Source organism: Candidatus Francisella endociliophora, from assembly GCF_000764555.1.
GTDB lineage: Bacteria > Pseudomonadota > Gammaproteobacteria > Francisellales > Francisellaceae > Francisella > Francisella endociliophora.
The window spans coordinates 1,807,214-1,831,969 of sequence record NZ_CP009574.1 but is presented as its reverse complement, the minus strand read 5'-3'; the positions used below and the strand labels follow the sequence as shown (position 1 = coordinate 1,831,969).

Sequence of the window (24,756 nt, the reverse complement as noted above, 5' to 3'; positions counted from 1 at the left end):
TATATGTTATTTAAATCAGCAATATAATCAAATATTAATTAGCATATGCTGACGATAACTCTATCATTTCTAAGGTTAAATTATATTTTGATATATCAACATTTTTGTCAAGTAAACTTGTAAGTTCTAGCTTTAATTTATGTACCAAATCATTTAAATGCTCTTGTGTACGTCCAGCTAAAACTTTTATCTGCAAATGGATAATTTCTTTATCTAAATCACCTCCTACACTACAAGCAATATATCTATAAATTCTGCTTTTAAATGTTTCTAACTTAGTTGGCAACTTTTCCACTAAAAAAACTTGTGATTCATCAATGATCTTTTTAGCTATATTTATATCAAAAGTATCTGATATTTCTAAAGTTATTTGAGGCACTATAATTCCTTATATCAACTTACTAAACCTAAATTGTATAACTTATCACAAGATCATACAAACCGATATTCTAGCTATCAATTTTTAACTATAGCTATCAATTTTTGAATATCCTCATATTCACAAAACCCTGTTATATTTCTCTTAAACATTTTAACAACCTAACTTATATAACTTAAAACTCAAATTACTCAAGGAGAAAATATGAAAAGAAAACTAAAATTAGCATCAGTTGTCACTTGTGCACTAATGGGAGTAGGAACATTCACAATAGCAGATGCTGCTAGCTGGGATTCTGGCGCAGTTTATACAGCTGGAGATACTGTTACGCACAATGGTAAAGAATATACTGCTAAGTATTGGACTCAAAACAATAATCCAGAAAACTCTGGTGAATGGGGCCCTTGGAGCCTATCAAATGGCGGATCTAGCTCTGATGATGATAATGGTGGTGGCTCCTCTGAACAATCTGCTGAAGAATGGAGCTCTAGCAAAACATATACTGAAGGTGATACAGTTACATACAATGGTGGATCATATACAGCTAAGTGGTGGACTCAAGGAGAAACTCCTAACCCTGAGTCAAAATGGGGAGTTTGGCAATATAATGGTGAAGCTGAACAAGGCACAGGAACTGTATCTATAGTTCTACCAGCTAAGCCTGATTTTGTAAGCTCAAATACTAAAGCAGATGTACAGATTTTCAAAAATGGTGTAATGGTAGCTGAATCTAAAGATGCAAATTGGGGATCAACTACTAGCTTTGACATATCAGTTGGCAGCGGTGCAGATTTAACAGTTAGTGTTCCTAGCCTTGATGGTGCTACAGGTTCTGCTACTCCAGCATCTTTCAATCTTGCAAAAGATGCTTCACAAACAGTTTCTGTAGAATATACAGCTCCTAAACCAGCTGAAGAAGGTTCTATTAATATTAACGCAAAAGCTGATGTGATAGGCAATCCTACTACAACTTATACACTAACTAATTCAGATGGAGTAGTTGTTTTTCATGGTGACCTTAATGTAAATAACACGACTTCTTTAAATAGTGTCCCTGCATCAGAAGATGGTGTTAAATATACTCTTGAAGTAGCAGGATTTACTACTAATGGATATAACTATACTCCTAGCAAGACTTATAGTGTAACGGTTTATAATTATAACTCCTCAAACGTTAATGTTAATTTTGATAAAAAAGCAATTCCAACTGAAAATGTAACTTTCTCAGTAGATGGTCTTCCTAGTGGCAAATCCACTACTTTAACATTAACTAATGGCTCTGAAACTAAGGAAGTAGATCTAACAGGTAACTCAGCTTCTATAGATATAGCTAAAGATGGCAGTATTTGGACGATAACAGCTGCTGCTATGTCTGGATATAAGATAGCTGTTTCACCTAGCTCATTTACAGCTGATCAAAGTAACCAAAATGTAAATGTTAAAATAACTGAAAACGCAGCTCCTAGCACAAACTGGCCAGACAGAGCAGTTGTTGGATACGTAAGAGGATATGATGCACCATGGTATAGCCAACCTGATACTACTAACGAAATGATTCAGACAGCTATGGACCACGGTTACAACGTTATTGTTTACGCTTTTGCAGGTCAAGATTCTAACGGTACAGTAACTCTACCTAAGTGGACTGATGAAATGAAATCAAGAGTCCCTGCTCAGCTAGATATTATCCATAGCAGCGGAGGTATTGCTCTATTATCTATCGGTGGTGCTGTAAACTACTTTGATCCTAACATGAGCGGTGATAATGCAATTGTTACAGGTAAAGCTATGGGTAAATTCTTAGCAGAAAATGGTTATGATGGTCTAGATATAGATGTTGAGCACCCAAATGCATCTTCTTCTGTTGAGTCAAACTTTATTAGATATATTGATGCTGCTAGAGCTGAATTCAAATCCATATCTGGCAAAGATATGTATTTAGCTGCTGCTCCTCAAATTAGTGGTAATACAGGTAGCTGGGATGGAGGTAATGCAAAATTTGCTGAACCAATGTATACACAGGACTTCTTAAATGATGCTCACTTTGATGCAATTTTCATACAAACATATAACCAATATGGTGGAGCTGCTTTCTTTGGTAAAAAAGGTTTTGATGTAGGATTCTTATCTAATGTATTCAAACTACTTTCTGAAGAAACTAGACCAGATATGGAGCAATATTTAGTAGATAACAATCTATATGTTCCAGAAGGTACTAAGATTGTACTAGGTGTACCTGACTTCAAAGATCCTTCTGTCTCTGAAGCTGCATATAAGCAAGGTACTTGTTTAGCAGATGCTAGCTGTTCAGGTGCTGGTCTATATGACCCTAAAGATATCTCTACAGATATTACAAACGGTGGTCTTGGTGCATATAATCAATACGGTGGTGTAATGACTTGGATTCTTAACTCTGATTCTTATCAAGGTTGGACTTGGGTTGATGGAGTTAAAGGTGTTGCTTATAACTAACCTCATATCTATAAATCTATAAATCTATAAATCTAACTATAATTAGTAGCAATCATTCTCCTTATAGTGGTTGCTACTTTTTTGTATCTATCTAATAAATATCCCCTTATAAAATTTAAATAACTAGTTAGATAACTTTTTTTTAATTTTTAATTATCACTTCTATCATAAACTTATTTTTTTAAACTTCCTGTTTGCTTTAGTATTTTTTCCGGGCATATAATAAAAATGTAGGCACTTTGCTTACTTTGTTAAAAACTTATAGGAGAGATCTCTATGAACACTAAAATAAAACTACTCTCAGCAGTAACTTTAATACTTATGGGTTCTTCAGTATTTGCAAATAATGAAGGAGAATGGTCAGCAAGTAATCTTAAAAACTATGATGGTGGTGACATTGTAACGGTTGGTAACAAGAAATATCAGTGTACAACGGATATACATGCATCTAAATGGTGTCAATTAGCTGCTTACAAACCAAACGGTATCTATGGTGATGATGCTTGGAACGAAATATCTAACTCAGATCCTGATCCAGATCCTCAACCGAATCCTGACCCAACACCTACTCCAGATCCTCAACCGAATCCTGACCCAAGCAGTTGTGATACCCCTCCTGAAGATGTAGCAGAATTTATCCCTCAAGGACCAAAAAACTGGAGCGGCTATGCTAAAGATGCTTTTATTAAATTTGAAGGCGCTATTTATCAATTAACAGACTGGTGGACTGCTTCATCACCTAAACAAGACTCTGACTGGAAACTATGTAGTGCAGATGTTAATAATGAAGTTGCCTTTTTAAGTATTAAAATTCCTGAACGTCCTAATTATATTTCAGAAGATGAAAAACCCGATATCGTTATATTTAAACATGATGGTAATAACAGGGTTGAAGTAGCAGAAAAAACTGATGCTAATTGGGGCGAAACACTAAGCTTACAAGTTGTTCCTGGTGAGTTGGAAGTATATATTCCAAATATTGATGGAAATATAGGTAGTGCAAACCCTGCAAATATATCAATAGAAAAAGATCAGACTAAAGATGTTAAAATTTCTTTCCAAGCTGCAGCTCCTGCAGAAGAAGGATCTTTAACCATCAAATTCAACAGTTCTACCAGTCCAAACTCACTTGTGCGTTTTACTGTTTTCGATGAAGATAACAATATTGTTAAAAGTGATTTTACAGACTTTAGTTCACCGATCATCTTTGATGACTTGCCAGCTCAAGAAAATGGAACTAAGTATAAAGTTGTAGTAGATAGCTACACTCAAGGTAACTTTAAGTATTCAGCTGAAGCTCAAGAAACTACAGTGTATAGACATAACAATAGCAATGTAGAGTTTAATTTTGAAAGTACTCCTTTGGAGACTAATTCTGTTAAATTTAATACTTCAGGCTTACCAGAAGGTAAAAAACTAATACTCAATATATCTTCATCAGATGGTGATAGCCAAGAGTTTATTATTGATGCTAACGGTGAAAATAATTTTGAAGTACCGCAAAATGGTAAAACATATACTATCACTGCTACCCATTTATCAGGTCTTTTAGTAAAAATCTCAGACACTACATTTACAGCTGATGGCTCTGATAAAGTTATCAATGTTAATATCCAAGAAAGTGGACCAGCATCAGACACTATTGCAGCTACATATTTCTCACTATGGGGCGGTAATACTTCATATAGTGTTGACGGTAAACAAATAGTTACAAAACCTGTTAGTATTGATCTACAAAAATACCCTGACTACTGCCAAAATACTAGCAATCCAGATAGAGGCTTATGTGACTACAATGTACTAATCATGGCATTTATTATTACTGGAGATGATGGAAAGATGAAACTGGCTCTAGCCAATCCAGGTCCTGGTGGTAGTAGTGATACTTATAATGATGCGAACATTAAAGCATTTATAAGTTATATGAAAAACCAAGGAAAACATGTCTTGGTATCTATTGGTGGTCAATATTTCCATATGAACTGGGATACATTCAACTCTTCTGGTAAAAAAGAAATTATGGATATTATTGACAAGTATGGTTTTGACGGTTTAGATATTGATTTAGAAGGTCACGCTATACCTAATAACACAGCTGACTTACAAAGTGCAATTGCTGGCTTTAAAGACATTGTAAACCACTATAGAAATGAAGGTATTGATTTCTGGCTTACTGCAGCTCCTGAATGGCCTTATATCATTCCTTACACATACGGTACAGGTCAATATGCCTCTCATAGTTATGCTAACGGTGGATATATAGAACTTATGAATGGTATAGGCATGGATAAGTTCAATTATGTATGGCCACAAATGTATAACCAAGGCCCTGCCAATGGTATAACAGGTTATGAAAAAGATGCTAATGGCTACTATAAAAAAGTTGTCCCTAGTGATGGCATGGCTAAATTCTTAGCAAGTATGGCTTGGCAAGCTACAGATGAAGGTTTTGCTGCTAATGCTGGTGATTTAGATCGTCAAGTTAGAATACCACTTAATAAGTTTGTATTAGGTATTCCTGCTACAGGAGGTGCTGCCGGTGGTAATGACATATATGTTGCTACACCTTCAGATATAGCTAAAGCTTGGGATCTAATGCAACAACAAAACTCTGTTGCTGCAGGATTTATGGACTGGAGTGCTGACTTTGATGCTATGACTATTAATGATGGCGATCTAAAAGCTGGCTACTCTCATACACCATGGTCAACTGTCAAAGCTATAATTAGTAAATAATCTATCTTTTTATTCTTCGCTTTCTCTTATGTTTTCTTATTTTTAAATATTCTTATATCTTTTGTAACTGGGTAATTATTATTTAAAGAATAAGAAATAAATAGTAGCTTATATTATGATTGATTTAACTATTTTGTACCAAATATTTTGTCTCCAGCATCACCAAGACCAGGGATAATATACTTATGTTCATCTAAATGACTATCAACTGAAGCTGTATATAGTTCGACATCAGGATGAGCTTGCATAAGAGCCTCAACTCCTTCTGGAGCTGATACAATTGTAATAATTTTAATATCTTTTGACCCTGATTTTTTAAGTAATGAAACAGTTTCAATCATTGATCCACCTGTTGCTAGCATAGGGTCTACAATAAGAGCCATTCTCTCATCAAGCTTATCACAAAGTTTTGCAAAGTATGGAACTGGCTTCGCAGTCTCTTCATCACGGTACATACCAACCATACTAACTTTTGCAGCAGGTACATGTTCAAAAACACCATCCATCATACCAAGACCCGCTCGAAGAATAGGCACTACAGTTAGCTTTTTCCCTTTGATTTGTTCTACTTCAATATTAGTATCTTGCCAACCTAAAAGCTGAGTTTTTTCTAATTCAAAACCAGCAGTAACTTCATAAGTCAAAAGACTTGTTATCTCTTTGGTTAATCTTCTAAATTCTTGTGTGCTTATTTCTTTTGCTCTCATAAGCCCTAGCTTATGCTGAACCATTGGATGCTTAACTTCAATTACATTCATTAATATCTCCTAACTTATTGCCTAACTAAAATAATTAACTTGTCCAAGTATAACCTTATCTTTTGCTCCTGTAGCAGATGGTGCATTATTATAATTTCTATGTAATGTTTCATTACCTAATACTGCAAAAGCAATAGCTTCTTTAGCATCGCTATTTTCACCAACATCTTCAAATGTCAAAACATTCACGTTTAATAAATCAGTAATAGTGCTTATCAAAAATTTATTATACGCTCCACCACCAGTAAAGATTATTTGGTCTAATTTAACCTTATCAAGAACAAAATCTTTATATGCTCCTGCTATACTTTCTGCTGTAAATATAGTCAAAGTATGAATTATATCTTCAGCAAGATTCTCTTTATACTTATCAAGTATAAAATCAGTATACTCAACCCCAAAAAGCTCTCTACCTGTAGATTTAGGTGGTTTTTGTTTTAAGTATGAATTTTCTAATAGCTCAGCTAACATTTCAGGAATAATTCTACCACTTGCAGCAATATCGCCATTCTCATCATAGTCTTTGTTATAAAGAACTTCTACTGCTCTATTTATCATCATATTACCTGGACCAGTATCAAAAGCATAGATATCTTCAATCTCTGAGTTTTTAGGAATAATCGTAGTATTAGCTATCCCTCCAATATTATGTAAAGCTCGAGATTTTTTCTCATCTCTATACAAAATATAATCAACATAAGGAACTAATGGAGCTCCATCACCACCAGCTACGATATCTCCAGCTCGAAAGTTTGACACAACTGTTGTTTGGCACTCATACGCAATAGTTGCAGCATCTCCCAATTGCAGCGAAGACTTAATGAAATCACCTTCACATATCGCTTGATGATAAATCGTCTGCCCGTGATTAGCTATGAACTCTATATCCTCTAGTTTTAAATTAAAATTTTTAACTAGTTTTTTTACAGCTGCTGCATATTCTGTCCCCAGCTTAAAATTAAGACTACATAACAGCTGTGCATTACTATGTTTGAGACTAAGTGACTTCTTGATATCACTTAAAGTCTCTTTTGAGTAAGGATATGTTTCAAAATTAATTAATTTAATATCAGTATCTAAACCACATCCTTTGATTTTACATAATGCCACATCAACACCATCCAAAGATGTCCCAGACATGACTCCTATGCAATACTTATAATCATTCATAACAACTCTCTAACCACATATAAGTTTCAGCTTAACTTGTATGATATACATTGTTTTTTTTAAAAGCTATATGCTTTAATACCATTAATAATAACTTGTCTTAACTTACAACTTTGTTTACTCTTAAATTATAAGTAAAAAACTCATTTTTAAAAATGAAAAACTTCCAACTAAAACTATCTCTATTTTTAATATTTTTTATCAGTGCAATCTTATTAAATAGTGTTGGGATTGTTATTTTACAATCTGTTATACACTATCATGTAACTGAAGTACAAGCCAGTATTTTAGAAGCATGTAAAGACCTTACAATTGCTATAGTATCTTTTTCAATATGTTCATTCATTCCTCGTTTTGGCTACAAAAATGCAATGCTAACTGGCTTAGCAATAATTACCACTGGTTGTATAACTATGGCAACGTTAGATAGCTTCCTTACCACAAAGATTCTATTTATTTTGATTGGAGTTGCTTTTGCTTTGATTAAAGTTTCTGTTTATTCAACAGTTGGTTTAATAACAAAAGATTCCAAGGAACATGCTAGTTTAATGAGCATACTAGAAGGTATCTTTCAAATTGGTGTAGTTTTATGCTTTTTTATATTTAGTCTATTTATGCATTTTGGTAACTGGCTTGGCACATATTGGCTACTTGCTAGCTTATGTATTATTGCTTTTATATTACTACTGTTTACAAAACTTGATGAATCAGCAGTTAAACACTCAAAAGAATCAGGCTTTCTTAAAGATACTCTTAGTATGTTACAACTTATAAAGCTACCTATTGTTATGCTATTTATTATTAGTGTTTTCTTTTATGTCTTTATAGAGCAAGGTGTCCAATCTTGGTTACCTACTTTTAATACAAAAGTTCTACATCTTTCAGCATCTACGAGCGTATTTATGGCAAGTGTATTTGCTTTAAGTATTGCTGCTGGAAGAATTATATTTGGTGTTATCATGAAAAAAATCAGTTGGCAAAAAATAATACTGACTGGACTTATATGCTGTGCTGTACTAATTATCTTTACTCTTCAATTATCAAAATTAATAGATCCTGAACAATCTGATACACTAATAGCTATAGTTGTTGCAATGATATTCCCAATGATTGGCTTCTTTATGGCTCCAATATACCCTACACTATGTTCAAGTGTACTTAGTAGCCAACCAGAACATCTTCAAAGTGCTATGGCTGGCTTAATAATTATATTCTCAGCTTTAGGTGGAACCATTGGCTCAAGAATAATTAGTGAAATTTTTGCACATTTTGGTGGAGTTACTGCATTTTATTGTGTACTTATACCTATAGCTCTTTTAGTATTACTAATACCTCCTTATGCAAAACTACACGGAAATAAATAAATGGCTGAAAAGCAATTAATACAACTATCTGGAGAGCTTTTTGAAGCAGTTCAATTAAAACCATGTTTTGATGACTCAAAATATTTTGTCGATATGACTCCTAAAAGATCTCCTAATGAAATTCTTAATGATTATAAAAGCTTAAAAGATTTGAAGAATTTTGATCTTAAGGCTTTTGTTGAAGATAATTTTCACCCTCCTGTAGCAGAAAAAACTTTTGATAATGGTAAAGAAATATCTCTACAACAATATATCAAACAAATGTGGCATTTCTTACATCAATCATTAGATGAAAAAGACTCACTAAGCTCTCTTATAGCACTTCCAAAGCCATATATAATTCCAGGAGGACGCTTTAGAGAAGTTTATTATTGGGATTGTTATTTCACTTGTGAAGGCTTACGAGTTGATGGTGAAATTCAAATGATTAAAGATATCGCAGATAACTTCGCATATCTCATAGAAACTGTTGGCTTTGTACCCAATGCAAATAGAAAGTACTATCTAACTCGTTCTCAACCACCTTTATTTTACCTAATTGTAAATATCCTATATCAAGAACTAGGTATTTCAGCTATTAAAAAATATTTACCAGCTTTAGAAAAAGAGTATTCATTTTGGATGAACACTCAAAGAAATGTAAATGGTTTAAATAGGTACTGGGATGAGTCTGCCACTCCTAGACCAGAATCATATCGTGAAGATATTGAACATGCTAAGAATATAGAAGATAAGCCTAATTTTTATCGTAATATCCGAGCAGCTTGTGAATCCGGATGGGATTTTTCTAGTCGCTGGTTTGCTGATACAAACGATTTTAGCACTATTCAAACAACCGATATTCTACCTATTGATTTAAACAGCTATTTATATGGCTTAGAAAATCTATTAAGTAAGTGGTTCACAGAAGTTTCAGAGCAAGAAAAAACATCTAAATATTTAGAGTTAGCTAAAAAAAGGAAAAAACTTATCCAAGATAATTTTTGGGATAATGATAAAGAGTTCTTCTGTGATATAAATAACAAAACAAATAAAGTTACGAGCATTACAAGCTTAGCAGGAGTAACACCATTATTCTTAAATATAGCGACTAAAGAACAAGCTCAAAAAGTAGCTAAGGTTATAGAAGATCAATTTTTAACAGGTCATGGACTTATTACAACACCGATAAATACTTCTCAACAATGGGATTCTCCAAATGGTTGGGCTCCTTTACACTATGAAGCTGTTATAGGTCTAAAAAATTATGGATTTGATAAGCTTGCAAAAACTATTGCTCAAAGATTTGTAAATACAGTTAATGAAAAATTTAAAGAGACTGGAAAAATCCGTGAAAAATATGATGTAGTCAATCCAAAAGCAAATGCTGGTGGTGGCGAATATGTCGTACAAGATGGCTTTGGCTGGACGAATGGTGTTGTCACAAGTTTTGTCAAAATGTATAACTTATAAATCATAAAAAATAAAATACTCTCAACTTAGTAAGAGCATTAGCTTAGATCGAAAAATTTCATTAAATATTTGTTTTGATAAAATTCTAGAAGAAAATTTAAAAGAAATATTATTTTACGATTGGATCTAATTCACCAGCTTCATATTTTTGGAACATTGTCTCAAGAGAGATTGGCTTAATTTTACTAGCCATACCAGCCGAACCAAATGCTTCGTATCTAGCTTTACAAATTTCAGACATTGCCGCTTTTGCAACTGCATTATACTTACGAGGATCAAATTCTGCAGGATTCTCTTTTAAGAATTTTCTTACAGCACCAGTTGCAGCCATACGTAAGTCAGTATCAATATTTACTTTACGCACACCGTACTTGATAGCTTCAACAATTTCTTCAACTGGCACACCATAAGTCTCACCCATAGCGCCGCCATACTCGTTAATTACTTTTAACCAGTCTTGAGGTACAGAAGAAGAACCATGCATAACTAAATGTGTATCAGGAATTCTTGCATGAATTTCTTTTACTCTTTTTATTGATAAAATATCACCTGTTGGTGGCTTAGTGAATTTATATGCTCCATGAGATGTGCCAATAGCAATAGCTAAAGCATCTACTTTAGTTTTTTTGACAAAATCTGCTGCCTCTTCAGGATCTGTAAGCATTTGATCCATAGATAGAGTACCTTCTGCTCCAACTCCATCTTCTTCACCGGCTTGACCAGTTTCCAATGAACCTAAACAGCCTAATTCACCCTCTACAGAGACACCACAAGCGTGAGCCATATCAGTAACAGTTTTTGTTACATCAACATTATACTCATAGCTCGCCGGTGTTTTACCATCAGACATAAGAGAACCATCCATCATTACTGAAGAAAAGCCTAACTGAATAGATCTTTGACAAACAGATGGAGATGTACCATGATCTTGATGCATACATACTGGGATATGTGGATACTCTTCTATTGCAGCTAAAACTAGATGTCTAATAAAAGGAGCTCCTGCATATTTTCTAGCACCTGCAGAACCTTGTAAAATTACTGGTGAATTTACTTTATCAGCAGCTTCCATAACAGCTCTAACCTGCTCAAGGTTATTAACATTGAAAGCTGGAATACCATAACCATGCTCAGCTGCATGATCTAGTAATTGTCTTAATGAAACTAAAGCCATTGTATATCTCCTTATCTTACTTGACCTGCGATTATTACTTTAATCTTGTTTGTACTACCATGAACACCCATACTATCACCACTAGTAAGTACTAACATATCACCATCTTTAACTAGTTTTCTGCTTTCTAATTCCATAGATGCTGATCTATTTACATATAATTTAGACATTCTAGTAGAATCAAAATGTATAGGAACAACACCTCTAAATAGTGTCATTGCACCAAGAGTTGTTGCATTACGAGATAATGCATAAATAGGTAGTTCTGAATTTATACGTGACATCCAACGAGATGTATTACCACCTTCTGTTAATACAATTAAACCTTTAGCACCAATATCATTTGCTATTTTAACAGCTGCTATTGATACTGCTTGGTCTACTCGGCTACACTTAGCTATCTTAGCTTTTTTAACCATATGGTTATATTTACTATGTTCAGCTGAATCACAAATTCTAGACATAGCTTCAATAGTCTCAACAGGATAACTTCCAACAGCTGTTTCAGCTGAAAGCATTACAGCATCAGTACCATCAAATACTGCATTTGCAACATCTGAAGCCTCTGCACGAGTTGGAGAAGAATTTTCAATCATCGACTCCATCATCTGAGTAGCCGTAATAGAACCTTTCTCATTTTCACGAGCAGTCTGTATTATTAACTTTTGAGCAGCTGGGACATTCTCATCGCCAATCTCTACGGCTAAATCGCCTCGAGCTACCATTACTAGATCAGAAGCATCTACAATACCTTTTAGATTTTCCTCTATAACAGCTTCGGCTCTTTCAATCTTAGCAACCATTGCTGGCTTCCATCCAGCTTCATTAACAAGCTGGCGTGCATACTCCATATCTTTACCATCCCTAACGAATGAAACAGCTAAGAAATCTACTTGAAGCATTGCGGCTATTTTTATGTCTTCTTTATCTTTGTCTGTCAAAGCAGGTGCTGTTAAGCCGCCACCTTTTTTATTGATACCTTTATTATTAGAAACTTTGCCACCGACTAAAACATTTGTAACTGCTTTAGAACCTTTTACAGAATCAACTTCTAAAACTATTTTGCCATCATCTACTAATAAGATATCGCCTTTTTTAACATCATTGATAAGCTCTTTATAATCGATACTTACAGCTTTATCATCTCCATCTTCCACACCAAGCTCTGCATCTAGTGTAAATTTCTGGCCTTTTTTAAGCATTTCTGAACCTTTCTTAAACTTAGAAAGTCTAATTTTAGGCCCTTGTAAATCTGCTAAAATACCAACGTATGTATCTTGCTCTTTAGCAATACTACGAATTAAATCTACTCGTTTACGATGATCTTCTGCAGAGCCATGTGAAAAGTTACATCTCACAGCATTTACACCTGCTTTGATCATAGCGGTCAAAGCTTCTCTTGATTCACTAGCAGGACCAAGAGTTGCTAATATTTTTGTTCTTCTCATATATTAATAACCTTAAGTTACTTATGTGCTTTTTCTTTCAATATTTCTACAGCAGGTAGTTTCTTACCTTCTAGGAATTCTAGGAAAGCACCACCAGCAGTTGAGATATAAGAAACTTTATCTTTAATATCAAATTTTTCAATAGCTGCGATAGTATCACCACCACCAGCAACAGAGAAAGCATCTGATTCAGCTATCGCTAAAGATAAAGCTTTTGTACCTTCTGCAAAATTATCAAACTCAAAAACACCTACAGGTCCATTCCACAAGATTGTATTTGCAGATTTTAAAAGTTCTGAAATCATCTTTTCAGATTCTGGACCTATATCTAAAATCATCTCATCATCTGCAACATCAGATACTTTTTTAACAACTGCTTCTGCACTTTCACTAAACTCTTTAGCTACTCTTACATCTACAGGCACAGGGATATTAACTCCATGAGCCTTAGCTTTTGCTAAAATATCTTTAGCTTCTTCAACAAGATCTGCTTCAGATAGCGAGCTACCAACATCATAACCTTCTGCTTTAATGAAAGTATTCGCAATGCCTCCACCTACTACAAGAATTTCAACCTTATCTAAAAGGTTATGTAGTACAGATAGCTTAGTTGAAACCTTTGAACCGCCAACTATTGCTGCCATTGGTTTTTTAGGTGCTTTTAGAGCTTTTTCTAGAGCTTCTATTTCATTAGCTAAAAGTGTGCCTGCACATGCAACAGGCATGTACTCAGCAATACCATAAGTTGAAGCTTGTGCTCTATGAGATGTTGCAAAAGCATCCATAACAAATACATCACCTAACTTAGCCATTTGTTGAGCTAATTCAGCATTGTTTTTCTTTTCGCCTTTATTAAAACGAACATTATCACAAAGAACTATTTCACCTTTGCTTACTTCAACACCATCTAACCAGTTTTTTGCAAAGTTAACAGGTTTGTTAATGATTTTTTCTAAAGATTTAGCAACAGGCTCTAATGAAAATTCTGGATTGTATTCTCCTTCAGTAGGTCTACCAAGGTGAGATAAAAGTATAACTGCTCCACCATTATCAAGAATATAGTTAATAGTAGGTACAGCAGCTTCGATTCTAACTGTACTCGTTACTTCACCATTCTTAACTGGAACATTAAAGTCTACTCTTATAACAGCCTTCTTCCCATTAAAGTCTACATCCTTTAAAGTAAGAAAACTCATAATTTACTCCAAGTTATAAAGATTTGATTAACTTGATTACTTTAACCATTTGGTTTGTGTAAGACATTTCATTGTCATACCAAGATACTACTTTAACTAAAGATTTATCACCTAAGTCTGTAACTTTAGTTTGAGTTGCGTCAAATAAAGAACCTTCATCAATTCCAATAACATCACTTGAAACTAACTCTTCTTCAGTATATCCAAAAGAAGGATTTGAAGCTGCTTTCATAGCTGCATTTACTTCTTCAGCTGTTACTTTTTTAGATACTACAGCTACTAACTCTGTTAATGAACCAGTACATACTGGAACACGCTGAGCTGCACCATCTAATTTACCAGCTAATTCAGGTATTACAAGACCAATAGCCTTAGCAGCACCAGTTGAGTTAGGTACGATATTTACAGCCGCTGCACGAGCACGACGCATATCATTTTTACGATGAGGACCATCTAATGTATTTTGATCACCTGTATAAGCGTGAATAGTTGTCATAAATCCTTTTTCAATCTTAGCAAGATTATGTAAAGCATTTGCCATAGGAGCAAGACAGTTAGTAGTACATGATGCAGCAGATACGATTTTATCTTCTGCAGTTAAAATATCTTCGTTTACACCAAACACAACTGTTGGAAGGTCATTACCAGCAGGAGCAGAAATTACAACTTTTTTAGCACCTGCATCAATATGTGCTTGAGACTTTTCTTTAGATGCATAAAAACCAGTACACTCTAGTACCACATCTACATCTAGCTCATCCCATGGTAATTTAGAAGCATCTGCTTCAGCATAGATCTTAATTTCTTTACCACCAACAACAATTGAATTTTCCTTAGCTTCTACTTCTTTTGCTCTATCATATCTTCCTTGAGCAGAATCATACTTTAATAAATGTGCTAACATTTTTGGATTTGTTAAATCGTTAATAGCAACAATCTCAAAGCCATCTTTATCAAACATTTGTCTAAATGCTAAACGACCAATTCTACCAAAACCATTAATTGCAACTCTCATATCAATCTCCTTAAGATATTATTTCTCGAAAGTTATTACACATATTTAGCAACGATGTTACTAATATTTTCTTCAGTAAAGCCAAAGTGTTTAAATAACTCTTCAGCAGGTGCTGATTCACCAAAACTATGAATCCCTTTTACTTCACCACCAGCTTTTGGCATATATTTATACCAACCATCTGGCTGAGCCATTTCTACAAAAATAGCAGGAATATTATTTTTTATTACAGACTTTTTATAATCTTTATCTTGCATGTCAAAAATTTCCACACATGGAATTGATGCAACATTTATTTTTACACCCTCATCTTCAAACTTTTTAGCTACTTTTATAGCTAATTCAACTTCTGATCCTGTTGCAACAATCGTTGCTTTAGCATCAGAGTGTTCTCTAACTAGATAACCACCTTTTGAAACTTTTTCTACTTGCTCTTGAGTTTCAACCACAGGCTCTAATCCTTGACGAGTTAGCACCATAACACTAGGCGTATCTTTTGACCTAACAGCCTCATGCCAAGCAACCATAGTTTCAACTGTATCAGCTGGGCGCCAAACATTAAGATTTGGAATCAACCTTAAACTAGGAACATGCTCGATAGGTTGATGTGTAGGACCATCTTCACCTAACCCAATAGAATCATGAGACATTACATGAACTACAGGCTGTTTCATAAGAGCAGACATTCTAATGGCATTTCTCGAATAGTCACTAAACACTAAGAAAGTACCGCCATAAGGCTTAAGACCACCATATAAGCTCAAACCATTCATGATAGCTGCCATACCAAACTCTCTAACACCATAAGAAAGATAGTTAGCACCTTCATCAGTATTATTCAACCAAACCGAACCACTCCAGTTGGTATTGTTAGAACTAGTTAAATCTGCAGAACCACCAAACATCTCTGGCATTTCTTTGCACAATACATCTAAAGCCATTTGTGATGCTTTTCGCGTTGCAACTTTAACAGGATTTTGTAATTGAGAAGAAATATACTCTTTTACTGATTTTTCCATATCAGCTGGTAACTCTTTAGCTAACACTCTCTCCAATTCAGCTTTTTTAGGACCAGCATAACCAGCCCACTGTTTTTGCCAGTTAGCTTCTAATGCTTCTCCCTTACTTCTAGCATCCCAATATTTATATACATCAGTAGGAATCTCAAATGCGCCATAGTCCCAATTAAGTTCTTTTGCAGCGGATTCTCTTTCTTGTTCATTTAAAGGAGAACCATGAACAGATGCTGTTCCTGCTTTCTCAGGAGAACCAAATCCAATAACTGTTTTGCAACAGATTAAAGTTGGTTTATTTTTTTCAGTGTGTGCATGATTTATTGCATTTTCTATAGACTTAGAATCATGGCCATCAACACCCTCTATAACATGCCAGCCATATGCTCTAAATCTTTCAACAGTATTATCAGTAAACCAACCCTTAGTGTCACCATCAATCGAGATACTATTATCATCCCAGAACGCGACTAGTTTATTCAATCCTAACGTACCAGCTAAAGAACATGCCTCATGAGAAACACCTTCCATTAAACATCCATCACCTAAAAACACATAAGTATGATGATCGATTATCTTTGAATCTGAAGTATTATATCTATCTGATAGAAGCTTTTCACCTAAAGCCATCCCTACTGCATTTGCAACACCTTGACCAAGCGGTCCAGTTGTAGTTTCAACTCCAGCTGTATATCCATATTCCGGATGGCCTGGAGTTTTAGAATTTAGCTGTCTAAAACTCTTAAGATCATCAATAGAAACATCATATCCTGATAAATGCAACAGAGAGTATAAAAGCATAGAACCATGACCATTTGAAAGCACAAATCTATCTCTATTTATCCAACTTGGATTTTTAGGATTATGTTTAAGAAACTTTGTCCATAAAACTGTTGCTATATCAGCCATACCCATAGGCATACCTGGATGACCAGATTTAGCTTTTAAAACAGCATCTATAGATAAAAATCTGATTGCATTTGAAACTTGTTGAGGAATAGGTAAAGACATTAGTATTTGATCCTTTATTATTGATTATTAATTTACAAGAACATAACTACTTAGATAATACAATAGAGGCTTTAATAAAACAAGAAACCCAGCTAGAATATTACCTATAAATAAATACTTGAGCTTTAGAAATTTGAAAAGCAATTACTATAAAATAAATTACTCTATTTATGCTAAACAAAAAAGAGAATTATATAACTTTGAAATAGTGTTAGAAGATTTAACTAAAATATCAGAGTTTATTCAAGACACTCCGCATGTTCTGCTATGCGATTTTTCTTTTTTTGAAGAAAAAGGCCGTCCCTGTATCAAATATCATATTAAAGGAAATCTTAAACTAACATGTCAAGATTCTTTAGAGGTTTTTGACTATGTTCTAGACACTTCTAATAGCATTGTGATTGCAGAGGATGATAGACTTGTAGAGGATAGTTTACATGAACCTTTCATATGCAAAGAATCGATCATTGATTTAAGGGATATAGTTAAAGAAGAGATTATCTTAGATCTACCCTTAGCTCCAAAAAAAGATGCTAAGACTTGTAAAAAAGTAAAAAAACATTCATACTATAGCGAACAAGAAAATGTTATAGAAGAGAAAAAGAATCCTTTTGAGATTCTAAAAACACTCAAATAACATGCTTTTAAACGCTTTAAAAACTAAACAAAATACTAAGAGGTTACTATAAAATGGCTGTACAACAAGTTAAAAAAAGCAGATCAAAAAGAGATATGAGAAGATCTCACGATTCTTTAACAGCTCCTACTTTGTCTACTGACAAGTCAACTGGAGAATTACACTTAAGACATCACGTATCTCCTAACGGCTTTTATAAAGGCAAAAAAGTAGTGGAAACTAAATCTGAAGACTAATTCTCTTACAATTCCTTCTAAGCAGTTTACTTGATTGATTTTGGCAATAAACACAGATAATTAGCAATATAGGAAGTTTTATCTATCATGAGTTACAAAATATCTATAGATGCAATGGGTGGAGATAATGGTTTAAATACTACCATCCCTGCAGCACTTGAAGCAGTTAAGAAAGATTCTAACTTACAAATAGTACTAGTTGGTGATCACCACAAGGTTAAAAGAGCCCTAGACAGATACTCTAAGGTAAAAAAAATAAAGCTCCCAGTACTTCAAAGAATTGCTATACATCACGCTAGTGAAACAGTCGCAATGGACGAATCTCCAGCAGATGCTGTCAGAAAGAAAAAAGATTCTTCAATGAGAGTTGCCATAAATTTAGTTAAAGAAGGCTCTGTTGATGCTTGTGTTAGTGCGGGCAATACAGGCGCTTTAATGGCAACATCAAAGTTTGTTCTAAAAACTGTAAATGGTGTTGATCGCCCTGCTATCGTATATGCTCTACCTGCATATAATAGAGAAACAAAGCAACTTAGCAAAACCTACATGCTTGACCTTGGTGCAAATGTGGTCTGTTCATCTGAGCAACTTTTCCAATTTGCAATTATGGGATCAATATTAGCAGCTAGCTCAAAAGGCATTGCTGAACCAAGAGTATCTTTACTAAATATTGGTGAAGAAGAAATGAAAGGCCTAGATAACATTAAAAATGCATCAAAGCTTTTACAAAACTGTGATTTCATCAATTACAATGGTTACATAGAAGGGAAATACATCTTCGATGATTCAACAGACGTTATCGTTTGCGATGGTTTTGTTGGTAATGTATCTCTTAAAACAATGGAAGGAACTCTAAGACTAATAGAGTCATTAATCAAAAAAGCTGTTGCTGAAGGATCTTGGCTTATGAAGATCCCTACAGTCATGGCTCTACCAATTTTCAGAAGAATGAAAAAAGGTATGAACCTTGATAGTTTCAATGGCGCATCCTTACTTGGGCTAACTGGCATAGTTGTTAAAAGTCATGGTAGCGCAAGCGCAAATGCTTTTGAGACTGCAATTTACGAAGCTATAAAAGAAGTTAAACACAACATCCCTAAAACAATTCAAGAATCTCTAGAAAAAGTTCTTTAATCTTTTTATTCATGGTACAATAAAATTCAACTTCTAAAGTTCTTATGTGTAAACATATAGGCTTTAGGTTTTTGTTGTTAATCCAATTAAAATAGGTATAACTGATAAATGTTTGCACAAATACTAGGCACAGGGAGCTATTTACCTGAGAAAATCTTAACAAATGAAGATATAAGTAAGTTTGTAGATACCTCTGACGAGTGGATCAAACAAAGAGTAGGAATAGAGAGACGTCATTGCGCAAATGAAACAGAAACCACAAGTTTCATGGCTACTGAAGCAGCTAAAAAAGCGCTTGAGGCTGCAAATTTAAACGCCAATGACATTGATACAATAATCGTAGCGACAAGCACAGCCGATTTCATAATGCCTTCAACAGCCTCTATAGTTCAAAAAAATCTAGCTATTGAAGGTTTTAAAGTTCGTTGTTTTGATGTCTCCGCTGCTTGTAGTGGTTTTGTTTACGCACTAGATATAGCTAAACAATATATCGAAACTGAAATATCAAAAAACATATTAGTTATTGGTGCAGAAAAAATGACGCGTGTGCTTGACTGGAAAGACAGATCAACATGTGTACTTTTCGGTGATGGAGCTGGGGCTGTTGTCGTATCATCAAGCCAAAAGAAAAAAATCCTTTCATCACTACTATTCACTGATGGATCATGCTTGGATATGCTTAATGTTCCTAACAACCTTCCTACTACTAGAGGTCAAGCAATTAGTATAGACCCTTATCTACATATGGAGGGCAACAAGGTTTTCAAGTTTGCTGTATCAAGGCTAGCATCACTTGCTGATGATCTAATAAAAGAAGCTAACATCACAGCAGATGATATAGACTGGCTTGTCCCTCATCAAGCTAATTTCAGAATATTAAATTCAACTGCCAATAAAATAAATATGCCAATGTCTAAGGTTGTAACAACATTACAAGACCATGGCAACACATCTGCAGCGTCAATTCCATTAGCTTTAGATCACGCTGTAAGAACCAATCAGATAAAACCAGGTGAAACAATAATCTCTGAAGCTTTTGGAGCTGGTTTTGTCTGGGGCGGTTTTATCGCAGAAATATAGAACGTTTTTAAAATAAATATTTAATTGTAATATCAAAGAGGAGTACTGATATGTCAAAAACTGCTATAGTTTTTCCTGGCCAAGGATCACAGAAACTAGGAATGCTTCAAGACTATTATGAAAATTTTGAAACTTTTAAAAAAATTGTAGATGAAGCAAAAGATCATCTTGGTTATGACTTATGGGATATTATCCAAAACGATCAAGATACTCTAAATAAAACAGAATATACCCAGCCAGCGCTACTTGCAACAAGCTACGCTATCTTCAAAGTACTACAAGAACAAAAACCTTCTCTTGAAATAAGCCATCTTGCTGGTCATAGCTTGGGCGAATACACAGCACTTCTAGCTGCTGGGTGTATATCATATAAAGATGCCTTACAGCTAGTATCTACTAGAGGTAAACTAATGCAAAATGCTGTAACGGATAAAGATTGTGCAATGAGTGCTATCCTAGGATTATCAAATGAAGATGTTATCAAAAGTTGTGAAGAAGCATCTGATGCTGGAATCGTTGAAGCAGCAAATTTCAACTCGACAGGTCAGGTCGTAATATCTGGTGAAAAAATCGCAGTTGAAAAAGCTAATACAATTGCTAAAGAAAAAGGCGCTAAAAGAGCACAAATATTAGCAGTTAGCGTTCCATCTCACTGCTCTCTAATGAAAGATGCTGCAGATAAGTTCGAAGCAGAATTAAATAAAGTGGAATTTAAAGAACCTTCCACTGCTGTTGTACAAAATTTTGATGCAAAATCACATTCAAACCCAACTGAGGTTAAAGCTACAGTTATCAAACAACTTTATAAGCCAGTATTATGGACACAGTCTGTAGAAGAGCTAGTAAAACTTGGGGTTGAGGAAGTTATAGAATGTGGACCGAACAAAGTATTATGTGGGCTTATTAAAAGAATTGATAAATCGCTAACTATTAAAGATACAAATACAGTAGAAAGTTTAGAAAACATTTAAATAGGAGATTATAAATGTCTTTAAATGAAAAAGTAGTTTTAGTTACAGGTGCTAGCCGTGGAATTGGCTTTGAAGTTGCTAATGTTCTAGCGAGCAAAGGTGCTACCATAATTGGCACTGCTACAAGCCAAGGCTCTGCTGAGAAGTTTGAAACCTCTATGACAGAAAAAGGGTTTAAAGCTAAGGGTATGGTTTTAAACATTTCAGATATTGATAGTATTAAAGATTTTTTTACTCAAATCAAAGCTGAAAAGCTAGTTATTGACGTACTAGTAAATAATGCAGGCATTACACGTGATAACCTAATGATGAGAATGTCTGATGAAGAATGGGAAGCTGTTATAAACACAAACCTTAGCTCTATTTTTCGTATGACTAAAGAATGCATTCGCGGTATGATGAAAAAAAGATGGGGGAGAATCATCTCTATTGGTTCGGTAGTTGCTTCAGCTGGTAACCCTGGTCAATCTAACTACTGTGCTGCAAAAGCTGGTGTAATAGGGTTTTCTAAATCGTTAGCCTATGAAGTTGCTAGCCGCAATATTACAGTTAACGTCGTAGCTCCTGGCTTTATTGCTACAGATATGACAGATAAACTTACAGATGAACAAAAATCTTTCATTGCAACTAAGATTCCATCTGGACAAATGGGTGAACCAAAAGATATAGCTACAACGGTTGCTTTCTTGGCTTCTGACGATGCTAGATATATAACTGGGCAAACTTTACATGTCAATGGAGGCATGTATATGGCTTAATTTTTGCAAAAATATTGCAAAAATGAATAAAAAATAATATTATTGGATACGAATAAAGTTTTTAATTTTCAAAACAAAATAAAAAGGAAAAAAAAATGAGCGCAAATGAAGTATATGCTAAAGTAAACTCAATCATCGTTGAACAACTTGGTGTTAAAGAAGAAGATCTTAAACCAGAAGCTTCTTTCATTGATGACTTAGGAGCTGATTCTTTAGATACAGTTGAATTAGTTATGGCTCTAGAAGAAGAATTTGATACAGAAATTCCTGATGAAGATGCTGAAAAAATCAGAACAGTAAAAGACGTTTACGACTATATTGATTCTAAAGTAAACTAATCAAAATTAATCTCAAAGTCAGTATGGCTCTGCCATACTTTTTTCTTAAATAGTATACAAACAGGTTAATTTGAATTATGAAATCTAATCGTAGAGTAGTAGTTACTGGCTTAGGTATGGTAACGCCTTTAGGGAATGATGTCCCTACGACTTGGGCTAATATCCTAGCAGGTAAAAGCGGTATTGAAACTATTACAGGATTTGATACTCCAGCTCCAGATGTTAGCGAATTCAAAGTTAGATTTGCAGGAAGAATCAAAAATTTTGATGTAAATGCACTTGTAGGAAGAAAAGATGCTAAAAGAGTTGATCCTTTCTGTTACTACGGTATCGCAGCTGCTAATGAAGCTTTAAAAGATGCTGGTATAGATAAAGTATCTGAAGAAGATTCATATAAGTTTGGTGTATGTGTTAGCTCAGGTATTGGCGGTATTGAAACTCTAGAAACTACTAAAGCAACTATAGATGAGAAAGGTCCTTCAAAGATATCCCCTTTCTGTATTCCTTCATCAATAATCAATATATTATCTGGTGTAATATCAATAAACCATGGCCTACGTGGTCCAAATGTACCAATTGTTACAGCTTGTACAACAGGTACTCATAATATTGGTATGGCAGCAAGATTAATCGCAAGTGGTGATGCTGATGCTATGCTTGCAGGTGGTTCAGAAAAAGCTAGTAATGCTATTGGTATCGGTGGTTTTGCTGCTGCTAGAGCATTATCAACGCGTAATGACGACCCTCAAGGAGCTTCTCGCCCATGGGATAAAGACAGAGATGGATTTGTTCTTGGTGATGGAGCTGGTGTAGTTGTTCTTGAAGAGTATGAAAAAGCAAAAGCTCGTGGTGCTAAAATTTACGCTGAGGTTGTTGGATTTGGTATGTCTGCAGATGGGTATCACATGACTATGCCTTATGCTGCTGGCCAAGAAAGATGCGTTCAAAATGCTCTTGCTGACGCAGATCTTGATAAAAATCCTGATGCTATAGATTATGTTAATGCTCATGGTACATCCACTCCTTTGGGAGATGTACAAGAGTCTCAAGTAGTTGAGAAGATGATTGGTCAATACAGAAAAGATCTTGTAATGAGCTCTACTAAATCTATGACAGGCCATTTATTAGGTGCTGCTGGTGCAATTGAGTCAATCTTTAGTGTGCTTGCAATTAGAGACCAAATCGCTCCGCCAACTATTAATTTAGATAACTTAGATGATGGTTGTAACTTAGACTATGCTGCTAACGCTGCTAAGAAAATGAAAATTGACTATGTACTTAATAACTCTTTTGGTTTTGGTGGTACAAATGGATCAGTAATTTTCAAAAAAGTCTAATCATAATAATAAATTTATTCAAATCAAAATATAAAAGCCACAAATGTGGCTTTTTTTATATATGAGTTTAGGAGAAAAAAATGCAAATACATATCATAGACCTGCATTATTTAGTTGAAGAAAATGAAGTAGCTAAAATTAGGCCTGCACATCGTGATTTCCTCGACATCGGTTATAAAGAAGGTGTTTTTTTAGCTTCAGGGCCTAAAATACCCAAAACTGGTGGAATTATTTTAGCATTAGGTAGTATAGAAACCATTAAGAAATTCATCAAAAAAGACCCTTTTTATCTCCATGAAATCGCAAAATATAGTTTTAAAACATTTGATGCTGTTAAACATGCTGATGTTCTAACTAACCTATAAAACTACCATACATCATTTCTCTTTTTTTACCAAATCCAGTATCTTTTTTAACTTCAAAATCATTTCTTTGTAAAGCTTTCCTAACTAAAGAACTCGCTGTAAATGTTGCAAAGCTACTACCTTTTTTTGATAGAAGTTTCATATTAGTAAACAGATTCTCATTCCACATTGCACTATTTTTTGCTGGAGCAAAACCATCAAGAAACCAAGCATCAATTTTTGGAAGCTCATAACTACTCATATTATTAATATCATCAATAATCAACCTAAGCTTTATTTTTTCAAACTGATAATTATTTTCACCCTGTATAGGACAATAAACTCTCAATAAATCTTTATAAGAAACTAGATTGCTAAATTTTTGTGATATTTTTAAAAGATCACTATGCCTAATAGGATATTTTTCAAAAGAAATAAATTCTAAGTGAGTAGTATTTAAAATATTTGAAACATACTTCCTCCATAAATTCATCGTAAGTATAAAATTTAAGCCCGCTCCAAAACCACTTTCAAAAATTGTAAATTTCTGATTACTTTTTCCTAACTCTCTAAATTTAGTAGCTAAAAAATTATGTTCTAAAAAATTATAACTGCTCTCTGTAACAGCTGCGTCACTTGAAAAATAAAAATCATCAAAAAATAATGATTTAGGAGTATCATTTTCCCAGATTAATTTTGTAAATTTCATATTTTAGCTCTATTACACATTTTT

The 24,756-nt window shown here is 34.3% G+C and carries 22 protein-coding genes; 13 read left to right on the top strand and 9 right to left on the bottom strand.

Going from position 1 to position 24,756, the window contains the following annotated elements; translation table 11 throughout:
- Positions 1–34 precede the first annotated feature (34 nt).
- The gene (locus tag QI37_RS08985; RefSeq protein WP_040010466.1) at positions 35–379 is read right to left on the bottom strand and encodes a tautomerase family protein; all 345 of its coding nucleotides are present in this window, start codon (positions 377–379) and stop codon (positions 35–37) included.
- A gap of 204 nt (positions 380–583) precedes the next feature.
- Here QI37_RS08985 and QI37_RS08980 point away from each other — a divergent pair, with 204 nt between their 5' ends.
- Positions 584–2,851 carry a carbohydrate-binding protein gene (locus QI37_RS08980; RefSeq protein ID WP_040010465.1) on the top strand — a complete coding sequence of 756 codons (2,268 nt, stop codon included), beginning with the start codon at positions 584–586 and terminating at the stop codon, positions 2,849–2,851.
- 276 nt (positions 2,852–3,127) lie between these two features.
- Positions 3,128–5,587, top strand: coding sequence for a glycosyl hydrolase family 18 protein (locus QI37_RS08975; protein ID WP_040010464.1), 2,460 nt, complete (start codon positions 3,128–3,130; stop codon positions 5,585–5,587).
- A gap of 128 nt (positions 5,588–5,715) precedes the next feature.
- Here QI37_RS08975 and upp read toward each other — a convergent pair whose 3' ends face one another.
- Positions 5,716–6,345, bottom strand: coding sequence for a uracil phosphoribosyltransferase (upp, locus tag QI37_RS08970; RefSeq protein ID WP_040010463.1), 630 nt, complete (start codon positions 6,343–6,345; stop codon positions 5,716–5,718).
- A 21-nt stretch (positions 6,346–6,366) separates the two neighbouring features.
- Positions 6,367–7,515, bottom strand: a complete 1,149-nt coding sequence (gene anmK, locus QI37_RS08965; protein ID WP_040010462.1) for an anhydro-N-acetylmuramic acid kinase AnmK — start codon at positions 7,513–7,515, stop codon at positions 6,367–6,369.
- 155 nt (positions 7,516–7,670) lie between these two features.
- On the opposite strand from anmK, the gene QI37_RS08960 reads away from it, so the two are divergent.
- Positions 7,671–8,879 carry an MFS transporter gene (locus tag QI37_RS08960; RefSeq protein ID WP_040010461.1) on the top strand — a complete coding sequence of 403 codons (1,209 nt, stop codon included), beginning with the start codon at positions 7,671–7,673 and terminating at the stop codon, positions 8,877–8,879.
- Complete coding sequence (locus tag QI37_RS08955; RefSeq protein WP_040010460.1) at positions 8,880–10,331, top strand: trehalase family glycosidase; 1,452 nt, start codon at positions 8,880–8,882, stop codon at positions 10,329–10,331.
- Positions 10,332–10,440: 109 nt separating this feature from the next.
- Here QI37_RS08955 and fba read toward each other — a convergent pair whose 3' ends face one another.
- From fba to tkt, 5 genes are read right to left on the bottom strand one after another with little or no spacing between them, the layout of a single operon-like run.
- The gene (fba, locus tag QI37_RS08950; protein WP_040010459.1) at positions 10,441–11,505 is read right to left on the bottom strand and encodes a class II fructose-bisphosphate aldolase; all 1,065 of its coding nucleotides are present in this window, start codon (positions 11,503–11,505) and stop codon (positions 10,441–10,443) included.
- 11 nt (positions 11,506–11,516) lie between these two features.
- A complete protein-coding gene (pyk, locus tag QI37_RS08945; RefSeq protein WP_040010458.1) occupies positions 11,517–12,953 on the bottom strand; it encodes a pyruvate kinase in 1,437 nt (478 codons plus the stop codon).
- Between the two features lie 17 nt (positions 12,954–12,970).
- On the bottom strand, positions 12,971–14,149 hold the full coding sequence (locus QI37_RS08940) for a phosphoglycerate kinase (RefSeq protein WP_040010457.1): 1,179 nt from the start codon (positions 14,147–14,149) through the stop codon (positions 12,971–12,973).
- Positions 14,150–14,162: 13 nt separating this feature from the next.
- Positions 14,163–15,164, bottom strand: coding sequence for a type I glyceraldehyde-3-phosphate dehydrogenase (gene gap / locus QI37_RS08935; RefSeq protein ID WP_040010456.1), 1,002 nt, complete (start codon positions 15,162–15,164; stop codon positions 14,163–14,165).
- Positions 15,165–15,199: 35 nt separating this feature from the next.
- A complete protein-coding gene (gene tkt / locus QI37_RS08930; protein WP_040010455.1) occupies positions 15,200–17,188 on the bottom strand; it encodes a transketolase in 1,989 nt (662 codons plus the stop codon).
- A gap of 133 nt (positions 17,189–17,321) precedes the next feature.
- Here tkt and QI37_RS08925 point away from each other — a divergent pair, with 133 nt between their 5' ends.
- From QI37_RS08925 to QI37_RS08885, 9 genes are all read left to right on the top strand, one after another.
- Positions 17,322–17,825 (top strand): YceD family protein, encoded by a 504-nt coding sequence (locus tag QI37_RS08925; RefSeq protein ID WP_040010454.1) that lies wholly within the window; start codon positions 17,322–17,324, stop codon positions 17,823–17,825.
- A 53-nt stretch (positions 17,826–17,878) separates the two neighbouring features.
- The gene (gene rpmF, locus QI37_RS08920; protein ID WP_040010453.1) at positions 17,879–18,061 is read left to right on the top strand and encodes a 50S ribosomal protein L32; all 183 of its coding nucleotides are present in this window, start codon (positions 17,879–17,881) and stop codon (positions 18,059–18,061) included.
- Between the two features lie 87 nt (positions 18,062–18,148).
- A complete protein-coding gene (gene plsX / locus QI37_RS08915) occupies positions 18,149–19,195 on the top strand; it encodes a phosphate acyltransferase PlsX (RefSeq protein WP_040010452.1) in 1,047 nt (348 codons plus the stop codon).
- Positions 19,196–19,303: 108 nt separating this feature from the next.
- Positions 19,304–20,275, top strand: a complete 972-nt coding sequence (locus QI37_RS08910) for a beta-ketoacyl-ACP synthase III (RefSeq protein ID WP_040010451.1) — start codon at positions 19,304–19,306, stop codon at positions 20,273–20,275.
- Positions 20,276–20,325: 50 nt separating this feature from the next.
- A complete protein-coding gene (fabD, locus tag QI37_RS08905) occupies positions 20,326–21,246 on the top strand; it encodes an ACP S-malonyltransferase (protein ID WP_040010450.1) in 921 nt (306 codons plus the stop codon).
- A 14-nt stretch (positions 21,247–21,260) separates the two neighbouring features.
- Positions 21,261–22,004, top strand: a complete 744-nt coding sequence (fabG, locus tag QI37_RS08900; RefSeq protein WP_040010449.1) for a 3-oxoacyl-ACP reductase FabG — start codon at positions 21,261–21,263, stop codon at positions 22,002–22,004.
- A gap of 95 nt (positions 22,005–22,099) precedes the next feature.
- A complete protein-coding gene (gene acpP, locus QI37_RS08895; RefSeq protein ID WP_004287370.1) occupies positions 22,100–22,342 on the top strand; it encodes an acyl carrier protein in 243 nt (80 codons plus the stop codon).
- Positions 22,343–22,419: 77 nt separating this feature from the next.
- Positions 22,420–23,679 carry a beta-ketoacyl-ACP synthase II gene (gene fabF / locus QI37_RS08890; RefSeq protein WP_040010448.1) on the top strand — a complete coding sequence of 420 codons (1,260 nt, stop codon included), beginning with the start codon at positions 22,420–22,422 and terminating at the stop codon, positions 23,677–23,679.
- Positions 23,680–23,759: 80 nt separating this feature from the next.
- On the top strand, positions 23,760–24,044 hold the full coding sequence (locus QI37_RS08885) for a YciI family protein (protein WP_040010447.1): 285 nt from the start codon (positions 23,760–23,762) through the stop codon (positions 24,042–24,044).
- Here the strand turns inward: QI37_RS08885 and mnmC2 are convergent.
- On the bottom strand, positions 24,034–24,732 hold the full coding sequence (mnmC2, locus tag QI37_RS08880; RefSeq protein WP_040010446.1) for a tRNA (5-methylaminomethyl-2-thiouridine)(34)-methyltransferase MnmC2: 699 nt from the start codon (positions 24,730–24,732) through the stop codon (positions 24,034–24,036). The two genes, QI37_RS08885 and mnmC2, sit on opposite strands and share 11 nt — an antisense overlap.
- Between the last annotated feature and the right edge of the window lie 24 nt (positions 24,733–24,756).

What these genes read in the sequence shown, in the direction of transcription:
- QI37_RS08975 (WP_040010464.1), top strand. Translation starts at nt 3,128, where the DNA reads ATGAACACTAAAATAAAACTACTCTCAGCAGTAACTTTAATACTTATG.
- pyk (WP_040010458.1), bottom strand. Translation starts at nt 12,953, where the DNA reads ATGAGAAGAACAAAAATATTAGCAACTCTTGGTCCTGCTAGTGAATCA.
- rpmF (WP_040010453.1), top strand. Translation starts at nt 17,879, where the DNA reads ATGGCTGTACAACAAGTTAAAAAAAGCAGATCAAAAAGAGATATGAGA.
- anmK (WP_040010462.1), bottom strand. Translation starts at nt 7,515, where the DNA reads ATGAATGATTATAAGTATTGCATAGGAGTCATGTCTGGGACATCTTTG.
- gap (WP_040010456.1), bottom strand. Translation starts at nt 15,164, where the DNA reads ATGAGAGTTGCAATTAATGGTTTTGGTAGAATTGGTCGTTTAGCATTT.
- tkt (WP_040010455.1), bottom strand. Translation starts at nt 17,188, where the DNA reads ATGTCTTTACCTATTCCTCAACAAGTTTCAAATGCAATCAGATTTTTA.
- upp (WP_040010463.1), bottom strand. Translation starts at nt 6,345, where the DNA reads ATGAATGTAATTGAAGTTAAGCATCCAATGGTTCAGCATAAGCTAGGG.
- QI37_RS08980 (WP_040010465.1), top strand. Translation starts at nt 584, where the DNA reads ATGAAAAGAAAACTAAAATTAGCATCAGTTGTCACTTGTGCACTAATG.
- QI37_RS08940 (WP_040010457.1), bottom strand. Translation starts at nt 14,149, where the DNA reads ATGAGTTTTCTTACTTTAAAGGATGTAGACTTTAATGGGAAGAAGGCT.
- QI37_RS08910 (WP_040010451.1), top strand. Translation starts at nt 19,304, where the DNA reads ATGTTTGCACAAATACTAGGCACAGGGAGCTATTTACCTGAGAAAATC.
- QI37_RS08955 (WP_040010460.1), top strand. Translation starts at nt 8,880, where the DNA reads ATGGCTGAAAAGCAATTAATACAACTATCTGGAGAGCTTTTTGAAGCA.
- fabG (WP_040010449.1), top strand. Translation starts at nt 21,261, where the DNA reads ATGTCTTTAAATGAAAAAGTAGTTTTAGTTACAGGTGCTAGCCGTGGA.
- fba (WP_040010459.1), bottom strand. Translation starts at nt 11,505, where the DNA reads ATGGCTTTAGTTTCATTAAGACAATTACTAGATCATGCAGCTGAGCAT.
- acpP (WP_004287370.1), top strand. Translation starts at nt 22,100, where the DNA reads ATGAGCGCAAATGAAGTATATGCTAAAGTAAACTCAATCATCGTTGAA.
- fabD (WP_040010450.1), top strand. Translation starts at nt 20,326, where the DNA reads ATGTCAAAAACTGCTATAGTTTTTCCTGGCCAAGGATCACAGAAACTA.
- fabF (WP_040010448.1), top strand. Translation starts at nt 22,420, where the DNA reads ATGAAATCTAATCGTAGAGTAGTAGTTACTGGCTTAGGTATGGTAACG.
- QI37_RS08960 (WP_040010461.1), top strand. Translation starts at nt 7,671, where the DNA reads ATGAAAAACTTCCAACTAAAACTATCTCTATTTTTAATATTTTTTATC.
- mnmC2 (WP_040010446.1), bottom strand. Translation starts at nt 24,732, where the DNA reads ATGAAATTTACAAAATTAATCTGGGAAAATGATACTCCTAAATCATTA.
- QI37_RS08885 (WP_040010447.1), top strand. Translation starts at nt 23,760, where the DNA reads ATGCAAATACATATCATAGACCTGCATTATTTAGTTGAAGAAAATGAA.
- plsX (WP_040010452.1), top strand. Translation starts at nt 18,149, where the DNA reads ATGAGTTACAAAATATCTATAGATGCAATGGGTGGAGATAATGGTTTA.